The sequence below is a fragment of the Paenibacillus sp. J31R30 genome, assembly GCF_059692115.1.
On the sequence record NZ_JCAUAV010000024.1, the window covers coordinates 1 to 16649 of the forward strand.

The window sequence follows — 16649 nt, forward strand, 5'->3', positions numbered from 1 at the left end:
TCATATAAGAAATACTTACCGTCGAATGAGAATCCCATTGTAACCAAAGAAATTTCGGAAATATTCGTCATCGAGGGTATGTGTTTTTTAAGACCAGATAAGTTCATGAATCTGTCCCTTTCCTTTGTGATGTTGATATTAATAATAGAAACTATTTCCAGTTAATTATACCACGAAAAATAAACTAACCATTCAACTATCCTGCCCGTTAGCGTAACAAGGCTGCCGTTCATCACGGCAGGCTTTCATCACGTGTTTTATTGCTCTATCAGTTCATCGTTAGTTCAATAGTTGAATGCTACTATATATACTCTATTATGGATTTGAATGCCTGATACTCTTGGCAAGAACATTACAATGAGCAGCCACATCGAGATATGGCTAGCTTCGTAAATGTCTTGTTTATTATCATCATAGAAATATAAAGGATGATATCCTGCGAATAGACGAGCTTACGTGAGGAATTTAAATCATACCGAGGGAGAGTGTGAAAAATGCTTTAACCTGATCCCATAATACAAAAAAACCGCGATTTACGCGGTGATTACTGAGATAATGCTTTTGTCAGCCCACAAAAGCTTCTCGTCTTATTGAAATGTCATTTCTCATAATTATATGTTCTTGTCCTCTTACAGAAAAAACAAGCAAGTGCCATCAAGGGAATTCTTTCGTACCATGATGACACTTAATTCTGCAGATCAAGCTTCACCTTCTGCATATATTTTATCCATGCGTACCATGATGATATCCTTGGACTTGGAGATGTGAGCAATAAGCTCATCCACGCAAGCCGGGTTTTTCTGAATGACCAAATCCGCTAATCTTCTGTGATCATTATAGAACTCTTCGAAACTACTACTTGTCATATTCGTAATTTCAAGTATCGCTTGAAAGACATTCGCCATCGAATTCCAAGCCACTAGCATTGGATTATTATCCAACATATTAATCAAACTACGGTGAAATTGGATATCCAAAAAAGACGTTTCCGAGCTTAAAATTTCTGTGGTAAGCGATTTTTTGCGATAAGCATCAAAGGTTTCTAGAATATCAAGCAACGGTCTGTAATTAAAGGAAGTGCTTAAAAGAATCAATTCAAGTACTCTTTTCTCGAGCATCAGCCGTAAATCAAACAGATCAATAACGTGCTGGACAGAGAATCCTACGACCTCCGTGCCTCCGTTAGATAAGTTAAGAACGAGACCTTCTTGAGCTAGAATTTGAAAAGCAGTACGGACTGGAGCTCGGCTAATGTCCATGCTTTTGGCTATCGTAGCCTCAATGAGCCTTGAGCCCGGTTTATATTTTCCAAGAATGATATCTGTTCGCAATCGTTTGACAATCTCTTTGGTATGCATAGCTCTCGCTAACGGTTCGTCATATTTATTCATTTTGTATTCTCCCCATGGACAAATTCAGACGTACGAATACATTTCATATTCTCATGTTAGCAATATCTGTTAACTATTGTCAACATTTTCAATGATTTGTACATCATTTTCACATTGTGCCAATTTAACAAAATGAACGCTTCTTAGGCAAAACAATGTCCTAGTAAAAATCTGGAAATCCTCGCAATAACATCTTTTTCCCCATGATAAAACCATACTTGGCTCTGATCATTGAGTTTTGAACCCTTATTTAAGTGGAAAGCTGGTGAATGATATTCCAACTCCCCGAAATAGCCTAGAGATCCATCATCTTTATAGCACTGTGCACAATACCCCGTATCCTGTTGGTCAACCAGGGTTACATCTGGATAATAACTCGAAGGATTCACTGTAAAATTGCGAACAATAAGTGAGCAATCATGCGCGTTATTTTCCATGTAATACCCTAACCTTCCTGAGGCATAGGCCGCTTTAACGGATATTTTACGCCGCTGGCTTCCGTTAAAACACATCTTTATCCCAGTTGGCATAGAAATCACGCCGTCTTTGTATTCATCCTGTACAAAATCTGTAAAAGTAGCTTGTGCATGCGTAGTAATCAAAGCTGTCCCTTCAAAAGGGACTTGCATAATGCTCCATAATGAAACGTTAATATCTTCGCCGGCATCCAAGCGTGTTATTTCATTCATCTGTTCGTATCCGATAAAGTTGTAAGCTAAAGGATCTTCTTGCCTAGGCAGCTCTCTTAATGGATCTGGAATTAAACGCAAGGTTTTCCGCATGTACAAATGTAATGAGGCATGAGCTCTAAAGGCATTAACTTCGCACGCCTGCCCAAGCGTTACTTCCTGATCTGAGACCTTAAGAAATTGATAGCAGCCAGGGTCCATGCCCCGCTGCACGTCATAGCTGCCTATTTGTTCAAGACTTGGAACATGGAACTGTATTTCGGGGCTTAACCAGATTCGATCCCCGCCCCTATTCCAAGCGTCCTCCGAGATTTGATGGATATCCGAATTCGTCCAAAGAAAATTTGGCCCATCCTGTTCTGCAAATACACCAATTACCCTTGCGCCATGCTCCAAGACAATAACTTGTGCTCCTGAAGAGGCACCCAAAATTTGATATTGAAGCTTAGCAAGTTCAAGCTGCTGTATAAGCGATTGTGCATCCATGATCATCTCGGGTGATTCCTTTCTAAAACAATTTCCTTATTCTCGTTCTACCTCGTTCCTATTCTTGTGAACTCACTGAGCCAGAAACCCACCATCTACCGCAAGCAGATGCCCCGTCACCATCGACGCTTCCTGCGAAGCAAGGAAAACCGTTGCACCGACGATTTCATGCGGCTGCCCCATCCTTTTCAAAGGGACTTTACCTATCGTCCGATTATGCAACTCCTCTTTGGTCGGTTTCCGAGTAGAGCCGCTATACAGCGTATCGATGTTCTCAGATAACGTTCCCATAGGCGTTTCGAACCAAGATGGTGTAATTCCGTTCACGGCAATATTAGCATCTGCCCACTCAACAGCGAGCGTACGTGTCAGTGCGGCGACTGCACCTTTACTCGCTGCATAGGCAATCGATTCTGGGTTTCCAGTACAAGCGAAGATTGAAGCCATATTGATAATGCGTCCTCCACCTTGGGCGATCATCACCTTGCCGACGGATTGACAGGCATAAAATAATCCATGTAAATTAATATCCAAAATGCGGTCAAAAACCGCATCATCGAATTCCTCACTAGGGTAACGATGCGTAATGCCTGCCGAATTCACGAGAATGTCGATAGTGCCGAATTGTGCCACGACCTTTTGCGTCAAGATTTCAACAGAAACATTCGAAGTAATATCCACCTGCTCGAATATAGATTTTCGTCCCAACTGATGGATGGCTGAAAGGGCAGCTTCGGTGTTTTTAGGGAAAACATCCGCTAGAACCACATCTGCACCTGCCTGTGCTAAACCAAGCGCCTGTGCTTCTCCCAGCATGCCGGCTGCGCCGATGACGAGTGCTACTTTTCCGGTAAGGTCAAAGAAAGGACTCATTGCGAAATGTACCCCCCATCTACTGCGATAATTTGCCCTGTTATCATACTGGAGGCATCCGAAGCCAAATGGAGAATGGTACCGACCAGCTCATTCGCTTCGGGTATTCGTCCAAGCGGCGTGACAGCATTGATTCTTGTCGGCGGGAATGAACCGCTGGGCAACGTTGAGGCAACAGCGTTCACGCGAATTCCCCGCCCTGCCCACTCCACTCCTAGAGTACGTGTAATCTGATGAATAGCCCCCTGACTTGCTGCAAAGGCCGCTGCACCTGGGGATGCCACCAAACCTGCGACGGATGTCAGCAAAACGATCGATCCTTTATGCTGTAGATCCAGCAGATGCTTGCCGACTTCCTTGGCGTAAAGGAACTTGCTTTTGACATTGTGCTGAACAAGCACCTTCCACTGTTCCCAAGGCATCTCAGCGGCAGGTGCTGCCGCAAACATGTCACCTACATGAATCATGGCATCAATATGCCCATTTTGTGCAGCCACAGCTGTAACTTGCTCCGCAATTTCCGCAGCAGATACCCTATCCGGTATCGCAGTTATGATCGCTGCTTTTGCGCCCTGCTGCTGAAAGGCATTAGCAACTACCTCGCTAATAGCACAGCCGCCAACCACTAGCACGATGCGATCCTGCCATTCGCTTTGCTCACTAGCCATCATTCCTAAGCCCTCCGTTACCATAATATCCAAGCATCACTTTGCATAATATCAGTGAATGTTCGTATAAACTTAGCAGCCTCGGCACCGTCCACAACCCGATGGTCAAATGTACCTGTAACTGTAATGGCCGAACGAACCTCCAGCTTCCCATCAATCACCATAGGTACCTGTCGAATACTGCCAATGGCGAAAATACCCGCTTCAGGCGGATTAATAATGGCTTGAAACTCATCCACATCCAGCATTCCTAGATTGGAAATCGTGAACGTACTGCCTTGAAGTTCGTTACTTTTGATCATTTTATGACGAACATTAGCAATAACTTGGGCACGTAATTTCGCTATTGTAGACACGCTTAATTGATCTGCGTTGTGAATGACTGGAACCACTAGTCCACCACCAGTGGACACCGCCAAGCCAATATGGATGTGCTCATGTTCGAGAATACTACAATTCTCCTCCATCGGATGGCCGTTGAATGAGGCATTGATCGTGGGATGCTTGCGTAACGCTTGTGCAGTCGCACTGATCACAAAGTCCGAAAATGAAAGACGAACACCGCTTTTCTCCAGACTAGCTTGAATCGCTTGTTTCATTTGCAAAAGCTTCGAAACATCAAACGTTATCTTCACACTAAACTGTGGAATCGTTATTATGCTCTCCACCATACGCCGAGCAATCGTTCGTCGCATTGTGTTTATCGGCTGCTCTTTGCTTAATTCTTCTGCATCCAATGGCTTAGCTAATGTTTGCTCGTTGAAGGCAACTTTCGCAACGCTTAGGTCTGAAGAATTCTCCACAACCCCCGTCAGCGCAGCCGCCCGCTCCAAATCGGCATACACAATTCGGCCTCTCGGGCCCGTCCCAGACAGTTTCGTATAATCGACACCTAGCTCTCTGGCTCGTCTGCGGGCTGCTGGCGAAATCGCAATACGCAGTTTATCTACATACGAAGATAGTGTTTCCGTATCCGTTGGTACTTCTCGTCCGAATCCCATTGTTGCCCCCATTTCAGCCTTCGATGACGCCAAGGTAGCAATCGACGCTCCCACCTTCACGAGGTCTCCTTCTCGCACTAACAGCTTACCAATGGTGCCATCCCCCGGCATTTCCAGCTCAACGACGGTTTTATCGGTCTCGACTTCCGCAATAATCTCGCCTTTCTTGACATAGATGCCCTCGCCTATGAGCCATTTTTGAATCCTGCCTTCCTCCATGGACAATTCCATTTTGGGTAGGGTGATTGATTCTTGCATAACGTCTTCAACCTCCGTCCCCATTCTTATTCCGTGTGTCCTGCACCAGCTCGCCAGCGATGCTGAAGAGATCATCTTTCAGCTCGATCAATTCGATCCGTACGTAATCCGGTGTGACCTGAAGCGAGTCGCACACGGCCTTCGTCACATTAGCAACGAGGCGCCGCTTCGTATCCAGATCACGTCCTTCAACCAGCTTAAGTGTTAGATAAGGCATAAGCAGTCCCTCCATTTCGTCTAGAAATTACATCGTTTGACGACGTGGCTGTACGATTTCTAAGGTAATCCCGTCAGGATCAAGGAAGTAGCACGTGAAACCGCCTTCGTTGCGCCCGGCCGTAATGGCAACAGGCTCCGATTTAAACCGAACGCCATGCTCCGTTAAGAAGGTATGCATACTGTGAATATCATCCACAATGAACGCCAAATGAGCAGCGCCGGTATGACAAGTTTGCACATCGAGCTTCTGACCAACTGGCGTGATATATTGATTCAATTCCAACAAATGTTTGGATGGTCCATGATCTACACCTGGAATGCCCAGCATTGCGGCATATAAATCGGCATCGGGATAGCCAACGAATTTCCGCGTATAATCATTGGATTGTCTTTGTTTATGCAGCAGCTCAAAACCCAATAATTCTGTATAAAATTGAATGGAGCGCTCAATATCACTGACGGTAAATGCGGTATGAAAATGACCAATAATCATAAAATGACATTCGCCTCCCTTCTATGAATGCCTGTTACTTAAACCTCTGTCCGCTGCTTCTTCACCATCTCCACTATATCCGCTACCTGAGGCAAGGTCTGCCTCTCCAGATTGCGATTAAATGGAATCGGAACGTCTTTCGTCGCAACCCTAAGAATCGGAGCATCCAAATAGTCGAAAGCTTCCTCTTGAATCAATGCGCAGACCTCTGCACCCCACCCAAAGGACCTATGGGCCTCATGCACAATGACAACGCGCATTGTTTTGCGAACGGACTTAAGTATCGTTTCTTTATCGAGCGGATCGAGCGTCCTTAGATCGATTACCTCTGCCGAAATACCTTCCTGCTCAAGTATTTGAGCTGCTTCCAGCGCATAATCAACCATCCTGGATATGCTGATCAACGTAACATCTGTTCCGCTCCGTTTCACATCGGCTAGACCAATGGGGACGATATAATCCTCTTCCGGTACATGCCCTTTCTTCGTGTACATCATCTTGTTCTCCACGAAAAGCACAGGCGCGTTCTCTCGTATGGCCGCTTTCAATAACCCTTTGGCATCGTAAGGAGTTGATGGAACGACTACCTTAATCCCCGGAATGTGCGCAAATAGCGTTTCCAGACTTTGTGAATGCTGCGCACCATTACCTCGGCCTCCGCCGCCTTGTGTTCGAATGACCATCGGGACACTCGTCTGTCCACCTGACATGTACTTCATTTTTGCCGCTTGGTTCAAGATTTGATCCATTGCCACTAAGGTGAAATCAATCCACATAATTTCAATGACAGGAATCAGCCCCGTCATGGCTGCACCGACCCCCGCTCCGATAAAGCCCGATTCCGAGATGGGGGTGTCGCGTACGCGCTCTTTCCCAAATCGTGCTGCCAAATCCTTCGTTACTTTGAAAATACCGCCGTAATCGCCAATGTCCTCTCCCATGAGAAAAATGCGGCTGTCACGGGACATTTCCTCGATAAGCGCCTCATTTAATGCTTGCGCCATTGTCAGTTCTCTCACGTGGATTCTCCCCTCACAGCCCTATTGAAACGCCATTGTCGTCCATGGAAAAATAGGCTTCTTAGGGCCTTCGCCGATTTCATAACCACCCGTAGCCAAAATCTCTGTCCCTGTTATAAAGCTCGCCCATTCACTGGCAAGAAACAGTACAACCGTTGCAATTTCTTCCGGCAAGCCGCCTCGTTCCATCCATTGCAATGTTTCGGAGTATGCCAAGAAAGCCTCTGGATCCTTCTGCATGCTCGTCGTTTTCTCAAACATTTCGGTGCAGATGTGCCCAGGCTTCACTTCGTTGACTCGCACACCGTTCCTAGCTTCATCGATCGCCAGTGATTTCGTGAGCAAGGAGACGCCGCCTTTCGTCGCACAATACGTTGCGGCCCCTTCATCGCCTGTAGTCCCCAGTACGCTGCCGATGTTGACGATATTGCCCTTCGACGTCCGCAAATAAGGCATCGCATATTTACATCCGGCATAGTAGGCGACCAGATTCGTTGCCAGAATTTCATTGAAATCCTCTACCGAAACTTCATCTATAGGACGCTGCAGCGGGAAATAACCGGCGCAATTCACCAGTACATCGATGTGCCCAAACTTTTCCACTGTGAAGTCGATGAGTGCTTTCACATTCTGGTGTCGAGAGACATCGCATTCATAAAATGTACAACTGCCAGGCCCTCTTTCCGTCAGATCACCCGCGACCTTCATCCCAAGATCGACTACGCGATCTGCACCGACTACGTGCACGCCTGCATAAACGAAAGCCTCCGCGCAGGCTTTGCCAATGCCCATCGAAGTTCCTGTAATAATGGCTACTTTCCCTTTCATGCCTTCTTCAATTGATCTCATCTGGATTCACTCCTCACTTGGAAATGGCAATATCCGCTACATGCTCAGGTCGACCTTGAACTCCGACTCGATACCGATAGACGGGTCCACCAATGTCTGAAGCATCAAAGTCATATCCGGCAGGCGCAACAGGCAACGTAACACTTTTCGCCGCTGTCGTGACATAGATATCCCTGAAGTCCTCGCCTCCAAAAACAAGCGAAGACGTCTGCTTAGCCGGCACTTGAATGACCCGATCCACTTGGCCCGCTGTGTTGTAACGCACGATACAGCTGCCATACCACTGTGCAGACCACACGAAACCTTCGCTGTCCACCGTCAGCCCATCCGGGATACCTTCATGCTCTGGCACTTGAACGAAGATGCGGCGATTAGAGACAGTCCCACTGTCCAAATTGTAATCATACGAATAAATCGTACGTGTAACCGTATCCGTATAATAAAGAATTTTATTATCAGGCGAGAATCCCAAGCCGTTCGATAGGTGAATCTCTTCATCCAGAATGCGAATGGAGCCATCCTTGTCAACGATAAACAGCTTACCTAGCTCATAGTCAGGACTGTCAGGCCCATAGAAAGTCGTGCCAAAAAGAAATCTCCCCTTCGCATCTGCTGTCGCATCATTCGATCGCAGCCTATGCCCTTCGAACTGATCGGCAAGCAACAGGAAACCGTCTCGTTCATTCCAGAGATACACGCCTTGATGCGTCGCACACACTAATCCGCCATCGCTATTCATGGTGAAGCCGCTGACATTTTTCCCTTCGCCAGCTTGAACGACGGAGCCATCCTTGGGATCGTACCTGAATAACTTCGCGGCTAGCATATCGGTCCACCAGAATTGCTCTTTCTTCTCATCCCAAATCGGACTTTCTCCGCAAAGATAAGCGGCATCCGAAATGATTTCGTAGTCTTCCTGACCCATGGCGATTCCCCTTTCTTCCATCCATTACTCAGAAAGCTTTTGGATAAATTGCTCAAATGCTCGAATGTCCGCTTCACCATCCAAGACACCTATCTCAAGCTCGAAGTGAAGCTTCTCAAAAGGAGCAATCACCTTCAGCGTTCCGTGTTCCTTCTCATAGGATCTGCCCATCACAAAACAGGTGGAGGGCATAATGCCGAGCGCGTAATCGCCAGAACGCATGGATTTCCACTCGATCAAATTCGGTAGTGCTGCTGCGTTATATTTGATATAAACGCCCAAGCCTAAGTGTTCGTTAATGACAGCTGCTCCGGTCTGACCATTCTGTTGATTGACTGTCGTATGTTTAAAAACGTGTTCCGTAAAGCCATCAATGGGTTCTGTAATTTGGTTATGTTGATCTAGTGCTGAATGGGAAAGTGGATCTCTGGCCACGGTTTCTGAAAGGGGAAGTAGGAGTCTGGCATCGTCGTCCAGAATGGGGTAACCGACATTGACATGATAGAGCAGCATTAAGCTTTGCTCTTCAAAGCCTTGGTTTTCAATCACATCATGAATGTGTATGGATTTCGCTGAGGTCTGAGTTTGAATCGTTCTCGATAAAACTAAATGTTCATTAAAGATAGCCGCTTCCGTCATTTCTCCGGAAAGCTTTAGGACATAATTGTCGTCAACCCACTCTGTGGCAGCGCTTACTTTATCAGCTGGCGTGTTTTTTAAATTACCGTGAAATACCTGATTTAAGCCGTTATCTACCACTGCGGTACCGACATTGCGTAAGCCGCACGTGTACAGCATGCCTCCTGAAATAGAACGCATGAATTCGGTTCCATTCATGTCGGCCAAGGCCGGAGATACGATGCCCGACTTCGGTACATAATTCAAGTTCATGCCTTTATACTTCATGCTAACGATATCCAGGCATTTGCTTTCGAGCACGGTGAATTCCAACCCCGTTCCGTTGGTCACCTGATGAGCTTTCACGCCATCCGCCTTGCCTCCGTTATACGTGAAGGGCTGTATGCTTGCCAATTGAGACATATGACCAACTCTTTTCAACAACGCCTTCCGGTCTAGTTGTTTTCCGAATAGTTCTGCCATCCTGCGCTCCTCCTTGATCTACACGACATCCGTGTAAATGTCCTCGTACTCAGGCTCTGGGCTATTACGTGCAGTGTCTGCGGCATCGCGCACCTTGGCTGCAATCTCCGAACGCCAAACATCCAGTTGGCTCACTGATAGGCTGCCATGCTCAAGGAGCTTTTCTCCAGCCCGCTTGATCGGGTCCTTCTCACGCCAAAGTTGAACCTCAGCTTTACTGCGATAGCTCTCGGAATCGCCGTACATATGGCCCTGCAAGCGATACGTATGGGCTTCAATCAAGGTAGGCCCGTTTCCGTTTCGCGCACGTTCCACTGCTGTGACTGCTTCCTTATACACGGCCTCCGGATCATTGCCATCGACGGACACGCCGGTTATGCCAAGTGAGATGGCACGACCAATGAAATCCTCTACCTTGACGGAATCACGAATCGGTGTCATTTCTGAATACTGATTGTTTTCACATATAAAAATCACAGGTAGATCCCATAAGGCCGCTAAGTTAAGCGCTTCGTAAAGCGCACCTTGGTTCATTGCGCCATCTCCGAAGAATGTGACAGAGACTCGATCCTCGTTCAGCATTTTGGCTGAAAGAGCACCTCCAACTGCGATAGGAACGCCAGCTCCGACAATGCCATTGGCACCAAGGATGCCAATCTCTGGAGCCGCAATGTGCATTGGACCGCCCTTGCCTTTACAGTAGCCTTCTGCTTTGCCAAGGATTTCAGCAAAGAGCTTCTGTGGATCAGCACCCTTAGCCAGATGCTGTCCACGTCCACGATACGTCGTCGTTATGTAGTCATCGGGTTTTAGGGCACTGCAGACACCTACAGCAACTGCTTCCTGACCGATATAGGAATGATACGATCCGCCGACAAGCCCTTCTTTATATAACTCAATCGCTTGTTCCTCAAATTCACGGATCAGCACCATCTTCTTGTACAAATCCACTAATGAATTCGCCATTGTGTCACCCTCTAATCCACTTGTTTTAGATAGAATTGAGTGCTCGAGCCGCCATCTACGGTCAGCACCTGACCTGTTACGAAATTCGACTGCTCGGATGCAAAAAAAGCAACAACCGTCGCCACATCGATCGGATACCCAATTCTTCCTGCCGGAATTTGCTTGCCGATTAGAGCTACGTCATGATTGGGATTCAAATGATTCTTCTCCACATCGGTTGCCCCAGGTGAAACAGCATTGACTTGAATGTTCAGTGGGGCTAACTCAAGCGCCAATTGCCGAGTTAAGGCATTCATCCCGCCTTTGGACGCCGCATAAGCCCCATACTTCGTCATTGTCGTTTGCGCATGAACGGAGCTGATATTAATAATTTTGCCTGAACCTTGTTTCACCATTTCTCTTGCACAGGCTTGTGCGCAAAAGAAGCTGCCCTTCAAATTCGTGTCTAGCGTCTCATCCCAGCTCTGTTCCGAGACTTCGAAGAAATCAACAATCGGCACGACAGCGGAATTATTGATCAGCACGTCGATCCGGCCGAATTCCTCTTTCACCTTCTCGACCATGGCTAGAATCTCAGAGACGGAAGAAACGTCAGCTTTTATTGCGACAGCCTTTCTTCCCAGGCTCTGAATCTCTTCCACAACCGCGAAAGCCTGCTGTTCACTGTTGCGGTAATTCACAGCCACATCTGCGCCGCATTCAGCTAAGTGGATCGCAATCCTTTTGCCAATACCAATGCCTGCTCCCGTTACTAAAACAACTTTATTGGACAAATCCATCGCTTACACCCCAATTGGTCAATATGACATGTTATAGGATAAAAATTTCGCCGGTACTTAGAAACATAGGTTTCGTTTGTGGTATTTGCGCATTTACTTCGTTCAGAAATAACAGCGGATCACCGCCTGAATTTCCAGGAAGCATCCAGAAATGACAAGGCACCGCATAGCGAGGCTTAAAAATCGAAACAGCCGAAACTGCATCAGTTTCGTTCATGTTGCCATATTTCCCATTAATCGGGGCAATTAAGAGATCCACTTCGAACTGGCGGGCTATGTCCTGAAATTCCGCTTCACGCAAGCACGTATCGCCCATATGGTAGACCGTTTTACCAGCAGATTGTACGATAATGCCGACTGCATCCGGCGCACTTTCGCCATGATCTGCGAAAACAGACGTAATCGTGATGCCATCCACTTCATACTGGGAGCCAATAACTAGCGAGTGACATCGATCCTCTGCAATGCCAAGCTCCCTCAGCATCTTGATCGAATATGGCGGCGCATAGAAAGGAAAATCATCCGAGGTAATCGATTTAATGCACGGAACGTCGAGATGATCTTCATGTTGGTGGGTTAATAGATAAGCGGAGATGGGAAGCTGTTCCAATTCATCTGGCGATAGCAATGAGGGCATCAAACGCTTAAACGAAACCCCGATCACTTCCTCACAATAGTCTGTAAGATAGGGATCAATGACTATATATTGGCCTTTGTCCGTTTTATAAATATAACTAGCTTGGCCTAATGCGCATACCGCAAATTGCCCAGGAAGCACCTCTAGTTTTTGAATTTGCTGCAATAGATTAATCATGGATTGCTCCTTTCCTTCAGGAGAGTCTATTCCTCGTGGATCGTTTTGTACGACTTGCCCCATTCGGCAATTCGTTGATCATACACCGGATTGGCACCTTTCTCCGGATGCTGTGACCACACGGTGAAAATGACTAGTTCCTCGGTATCGCTCTTATTCGCGATGGCATGCATCGTTCCTGCTGGAATATGAATGACATCTCCGCTGGAGACGTCGTACTCAACACCGTCCAATCGAACCATGGCATCCCCCTTCATAATGAGATAGACCTCATCGTAAGGCGGATTATGCTTATGGTCGGTATGCTTGCTCCCCGGCGAGATAAAGCCCATATTAATTTGCACACCTTTGGTCGCTGAGTTGGTCTGATCGATCAACATTTTGGACGTATAGGTTTTATCCACGAACAACGGTTTCACTTCAGCAGCTTTGACAACCGTACCTTTTGGCATCTCAAACACTCCTTATTTAGCGGATAGTTGTATGGAATTAACAATCGAAGGAACTGGCTTCCCATCTAGATAATCGATAACGCGTGTAACGAGCAAGTCGCGCAGCTTAACTTCGGCTTGCACCGAATACCAAGCAATATGGTTGGTTACAATCGCTCGGGGATGATGCAAAAGTGGATGGTCGCTTGATGGAGGCTCAGTCTCCATGACATCCAGCGCAGCGAAAGAGATCGTGCCTTCATCCAGTGCGACAAGTAAGTCCGATTCATTAATTATAGGACCACGGGAAACGTTTATGAGTGCGGGCTTGCGCTTTGTGAGCATCATGGAATCTTTATTAAAGAGGTGTCGCGTTTGCGCTGTTAATGGACAATGTATGGAAAGGATATCAGATACTTCCAGTAGATGATTGAAAGAAACCAACTGCACGCCTGCGGGCAGGTTTTCCTGTTTTAGATAAGGATCATAGATGACAATCTTCGTACCCATCGGTGCCATCGTTTGAATAACTTTCATGCCAATTCTGCCCGTTCCCACAACGCCCAGTGTGATATCCTTGATCGATTGAATCGGCTTCAAATCTTTCACTTTTCCCCATACTCCTTGCTTCGTTAAGAGAGCAGAAGTAAAGAGTTTGCGGTTCGCAGCCAGGATAAAGCTAACTGCATGCTCTGCCACCTCGTCCACGCAATAATCCGGAACGTTGATGACGGCGATTCCAGCATCCGTGGCTGCTTGCACATCGATATTATCGACGCCGACACCATATCGGCCGATGACCTTGATCCGAGGTAAACGGACAATGAATGGCCCTGTCACCTTTTCAAGATTAACAATAAGTCCTTCCACATCAGCCAGCTGATCGGCCAACTCCATCGGATCCTTGCACGTGTAGTAAGTAGTTTCGATGTCTGTCCCTTCGAATAAAGCCAGTTCCCGCTGATCTTCAAAAATATCAGCACCAATGATGGCAACCTTACGCACGTTCAGCTTCCTCCCATCTATAGATTCAAGATTATAATTTATGGTGAAAAGAGGGGATAATTTCCGGGCCATGGTAGGCCGAGTAACCGCCATCAACATAGAGAACGGAACCTGTAATGAAGCTGGCTTTGCTGGAGGATAAGAATATGGCAGCTTCGGCAATATTCTCAGGCTTTCCTAATTGACCTTGCGGGGTTCTGCGAATCATATCGTCCTCACTTAGCACACCTTCATCGAACGCATAGCGCATTCCCTCTGTCTCGATGTATCCTGGTGCTATGGCATTTACACGTACACCGTCATAGGCCCATTCGCACGCTAGCGTTTTCGTAAAGCTATCCACCGCTGATTTGGAGGTTGCATACGGGAGACGATTAGATATGCCGCCTAAACCATGAATGGAAGAAATATTAATGACCACGCCCGATTTCTTCTTCAGCATGATCTTGCCTGCTTCCTTCGCACACAAGAACATAGATTTAATGTTCGTATCAAAAACAAAATCCCACTCTTCCTCCGTAAACGTCACAATTGGCTTGCGAATTGTAGATCCTACATTGTTCACTAGAATATCCACAGTTCCAAAGGTATCTATAATAAACGAGAACAAATTTTCCACCTCAGCCTTGACCGAAACGTCTGTCTTACAGGTGACTGCCTTACCTCCCAGGCTTTCAATTTCAGCTTTCGTCTTGTTGGCAGCGGCCTCGTTCATATCCGCTACAACAACTGTCGCCCCCTCTCGGGCAAACGCCTTCGCGGCTGAACGACCGATTCCATTTCCGGATCCTGTGATCACTGCAATCTGATTGCTGAATTCCATTTCCTTCATTCCCTTCCGCGAAGATAAGTTATATTTGTATACAATTTATAAACTTATCGTACAATGTATTATTTTTGTCGTCAACATAATTCTTCTTTCACCTTATCCTTTAATACCAGCCGTGACCATACCCTCCATGATCTTCTTTTGCATGATAAAGAAAAAGATCGCTTGTGGCAGCAGGATCATGACCACACCTCTCATCATCGCCCCATAATCAGCTGAGAATTGGTCCTTGAAAAAGGCTAACGCCAGCGGAATCGTATACATTTCCTTGTTATGCAGCTGAATGGATGCAATGGGAAACTCATTCCACACGCCTAAGAAACTAAAGATGAACAAGGTTACAAGAACGGGCATAAGTAGAGGCGCCTCTACTCGAAAAATTAACCGAAATAGGCCGCAGCCATCAATGATTCCCGCCTCTTCCATTTCTAGAGGAATACTTTTCATCCCGCCTACCAGCATCAATGTCATAAAGGGAATACCACCTGCAATGTAAGGAAGCATTAAGCCCCAAATGCTATCAACACCAAGCACACCACCTGATATTTTGCCCATGAATAAAGCTAAATTGTAGTATGGCATCAGCAGTGTCAGCACGGGAATCGCACTTGCCGAAAGAAATAAATAATAGACGAGATCCGTAATCCGACTGGATTTATGGTATAAGCGCGCAATCGCAAATGAACTGAAGAACATGAGAGCAATCTCGATAAAGGAAGTAACTATGGCCAGCATTAAACTATTCATAAACAATCTGGCAATATGTGCTTTCTGGAAGGTATCCGCATACAGGGAAAAGTCGAATTTCTCCGGCATTACGAGCGGATTGCTGAAAATTTCACTGTTATTTTTGAAAGACAATACGACGCCCCAGAAAAATGGCACAATCATCACCAAAGAGACAAGGAGACCGAGTATAATCAACGGTATTTGATTTCTTTTCATCACATTCACCTAATCCCCAACCCTTTTACTAGAAAATGCTAATATTAAGATCGAGAAAAGCATCACGAACATAAATAAGATCGTCGCTAGCACAGAGCCTTTGCCAAAATCATATTGAGTGAAGCTTAATCGGTATAAGTACGTGGTGAGAAGATGAGATTGGTTATTCGGACCGCCATTCGTTAGTATGAGCACTGTTTGAAACGAGTTGAAGGCATTGATGACGATCATTACTGCGCATATTTTCATCGTTTCTTTTAGTAAGGGAATGGTGATGTAGATGGTTTTTTGAAAACGCGTTGCGCCATCCATGATGGCAGCCTCAAAGCTCTCTTTGGGTACCATTTTCAAGCCAGTCAGGAACAACAACCCGTAGAAGCCCACTGTTTTCCAAGTGTCGACGACGACGACGGAGTATGGTGTAAGATGTTTTCCGCCGATCCAACTTAATGCCCAACTGTCCAATCCGATTTTCTCCAGCGTCGCATTGATAAGGCCAATACCCGGATCAAGCAGGAACAGCCAAATAATCGCGATCATGACGCCTGATAATAAATAGGGAATGAACGTAGCTACTTTGACGAATGAGTTGCCTTTGAACCGTGCATTCAGTAGAAATCCTAGCAGGAGTCCTAACGGCATCAAAAGCACTAACTCACCGATAACCACAATAGCGGTGTTCCAAAACAGCTTATGGACGATCTCATCCTGCAAAATACGAGACCAATTATCCAAATAGACGAAGCCTTTATCTTCAAAAAATGTCTTACTTTTAAAACTGGTTATGAAGGTGTCGACGAGTGGAAACGCGGTGTAGAAGACAAAAATGATGAATACAGGAAAAATAAAGGCCGCCTTAATCCAGCTCTTACTGAACAAATACAATTTCATCCACCCGCTTCCGCAGC

At 46.2% G+C, this 16649-nt stretch carries 19 protein-coding genes; all 19 read right to left on the reverse strand.

Features of this window, described 5'->3' with window-relative positions; all coding sequences use genetic code 11:
- Positions 1–698 precede the first annotated feature (698 nt).
- The gene (locus AC58QO_RS32910; protein ID WP_497273003.1) at positions 699–1391 is read right to left on the reverse strand and encodes a GntR family transcriptional regulator; all 693 of its coding nucleotides are present in this window, start codon (positions 1389–1391) and stop codon (positions 699–701) included.
- A gap of 143 nt (positions 1392–1534) precedes the next feature.
- Entirely contained in the window at positions 1535–2572 is a 1038-nt protein-coding gene (locus AC58QO_RS32915) for a DUF6786 family protein (protein ID WP_497273004.1), read from the reverse strand.
- Between the two features lie 66 nt (positions 2573–2638).
- Positions 2639–3439: an SDR family NAD(P)-dependent oxidoreductase gene (locus AC58QO_RS32920; RefSeq protein ID WP_497273006.1), complete on the reverse strand. Its 801-nt coding sequence runs from the start codon at positions 3437–3439 to the stop codon at positions 2639–2641.
- Positions 3436–4110 carry an SDR family NAD(P)-dependent oxidoreductase gene (locus AC58QO_RS32925; protein WP_497273007.1) on the reverse strand — a complete coding sequence of 225 codons (675 nt, stop codon included), beginning with the start codon at positions 4108–4110 and terminating at the stop codon, positions 3436–3438. The genes AC58QO_RS32920 and AC58QO_RS32925 overlap by 4 nt, the downstream gene beginning before the upstream one ends.
- Positions 4111–4124: 14 nt before the next feature.
- Positions 4125–5366, reverse strand: a complete 1242-nt coding sequence (locus tag AC58QO_RS32930; protein ID WP_497273009.1) for a dihydrolipoamide acetyltransferase family protein — start codon at positions 5364–5366, stop codon at positions 4125–4127.
- 7 nt (positions 5367–5373) lie between these two features.
- Positions 5374–5583: a tautomerase family protein gene (locus tag AC58QO_RS32935; RefSeq protein WP_497273011.1), complete on the reverse strand. Its 210-nt coding sequence runs from the start codon at positions 5581–5583 to the stop codon at positions 5374–5376.
- Between the two features lie 27 nt (positions 5584–5610).
- Complete coding sequence (locus tag AC58QO_RS32940; RefSeq protein ID WP_497273013.1) at positions 5611–6078, reverse strand: VOC family protein; 468 nt, start codon at positions 6076–6078, stop codon at positions 5611–5613.
- Between the two features lie 38 nt (positions 6079–6116).
- Positions 6117–7097 carry an alpha-ketoacid dehydrogenase subunit beta gene (locus AC58QO_RS32945; protein ID WP_497273015.1) on the reverse strand — a complete coding sequence of 327 codons (981 nt, stop codon included), beginning with the start codon at positions 7095–7097 and terminating at the stop codon, positions 6117–6119.
- A 21-nt stretch (positions 7098–7118) separates the two neighbouring features.
- On the reverse strand, positions 7119–7946 hold the full coding sequence (locus AC58QO_RS32950) for an SDR family oxidoreductase (protein ID WP_497273017.1): 828 nt from the start codon (positions 7944–7946) through the stop codon (positions 7119–7121).
- Positions 7947–7959: 13 nt separating this feature from the next.
- On the reverse strand, positions 7960–8871 hold the full coding sequence (locus AC58QO_RS32955) for an SMP-30/gluconolactonase/LRE family protein (RefSeq protein WP_497273019.1): 912 nt from the start codon (positions 8869–8871) through the stop codon (positions 7960–7962).
- Positions 8872–8895: 24 nt separating this feature from the next.
- Entirely contained in the window at positions 8896–9972 is a 1077-nt protein-coding gene (locus AC58QO_RS32960) for an aldose 1-epimerase family protein (protein WP_497273021.1), read from the reverse strand.
- Positions 9973–9990: 18 nt separating this feature from the next.
- The gene (locus AC58QO_RS32965; protein ID WP_497273023.1) at positions 9991–10938 is read right to left on the reverse strand and encodes a thiamine pyrophosphate-dependent dehydrogenase E1 component subunit alpha; all 948 of its coding nucleotides are present in this window, start codon (positions 10936–10938) and stop codon (positions 9991–9993) included.
- Positions 10939–10949: 11 nt separating this feature from the next.
- Positions 10950–11717 carry an SDR family NAD(P)-dependent oxidoreductase gene (locus AC58QO_RS32970; protein WP_497273025.1) on the reverse strand — a complete coding sequence of 256 codons (768 nt, stop codon included), beginning with the start codon at positions 11715–11717 and terminating at the stop codon, positions 10950–10952.
- Between the two features lie 31 nt (positions 11718–11748).
- Positions 11749–12531, reverse strand: a complete 783-nt coding sequence (locus AC58QO_RS32975) for an MBL fold metallo-hydrolase (protein ID WP_497273027.1) — start codon at positions 12529–12531, stop codon at positions 11749–11751.
- A gap of 26 nt (positions 12532–12557) precedes the next feature.
- The gene (locus tag AC58QO_RS32980; RefSeq protein ID WP_497273029.1) at positions 12558–12983 is read right to left on the reverse strand and encodes a dimethylsulfonioproprionate lyase family protein; all 426 of its coding nucleotides are present in this window, start codon (positions 12981–12983) and stop codon (positions 12558–12560) included.
- A 12-nt stretch (positions 12984–12995) separates the two neighbouring features.
- Positions 12996–13967: a C-terminal binding protein gene (locus AC58QO_RS32985; RefSeq protein ID WP_497273031.1), complete on the reverse strand. Its 972-nt coding sequence runs from the start codon at positions 13965–13967 to the stop codon at positions 12996–12998.
- Positions 13968–13998: 31 nt separating this feature from the next.
- Positions 13999–14790, reverse strand: coding sequence for an SDR family NAD(P)-dependent oxidoreductase (locus tag AC58QO_RS32990; protein WP_497273033.1), 792 nt, complete (start codon positions 14788–14790; stop codon positions 13999–14001).
- Between the two features lie 102 nt (positions 14791–14892).
- On the reverse strand, positions 14893–15741 hold the full coding sequence (locus tag AC58QO_RS32995) for a carbohydrate ABC transporter permease (protein ID WP_497273035.1): 849 nt from the start codon (positions 15739–15741) through the stop codon (positions 14893–14895).
- A 9-nt stretch (positions 15742–15750) separates the two neighbouring features.
- Positions 15751–16632, reverse strand: coding sequence for a carbohydrate ABC transporter permease (locus tag AC58QO_RS33000; RefSeq protein ID WP_497273037.1), 882 nt, complete (start codon positions 16630–16632; stop codon positions 15751–15753).
- Between the last annotated feature and the right edge of the window lie 17 nt (positions 16633–16649).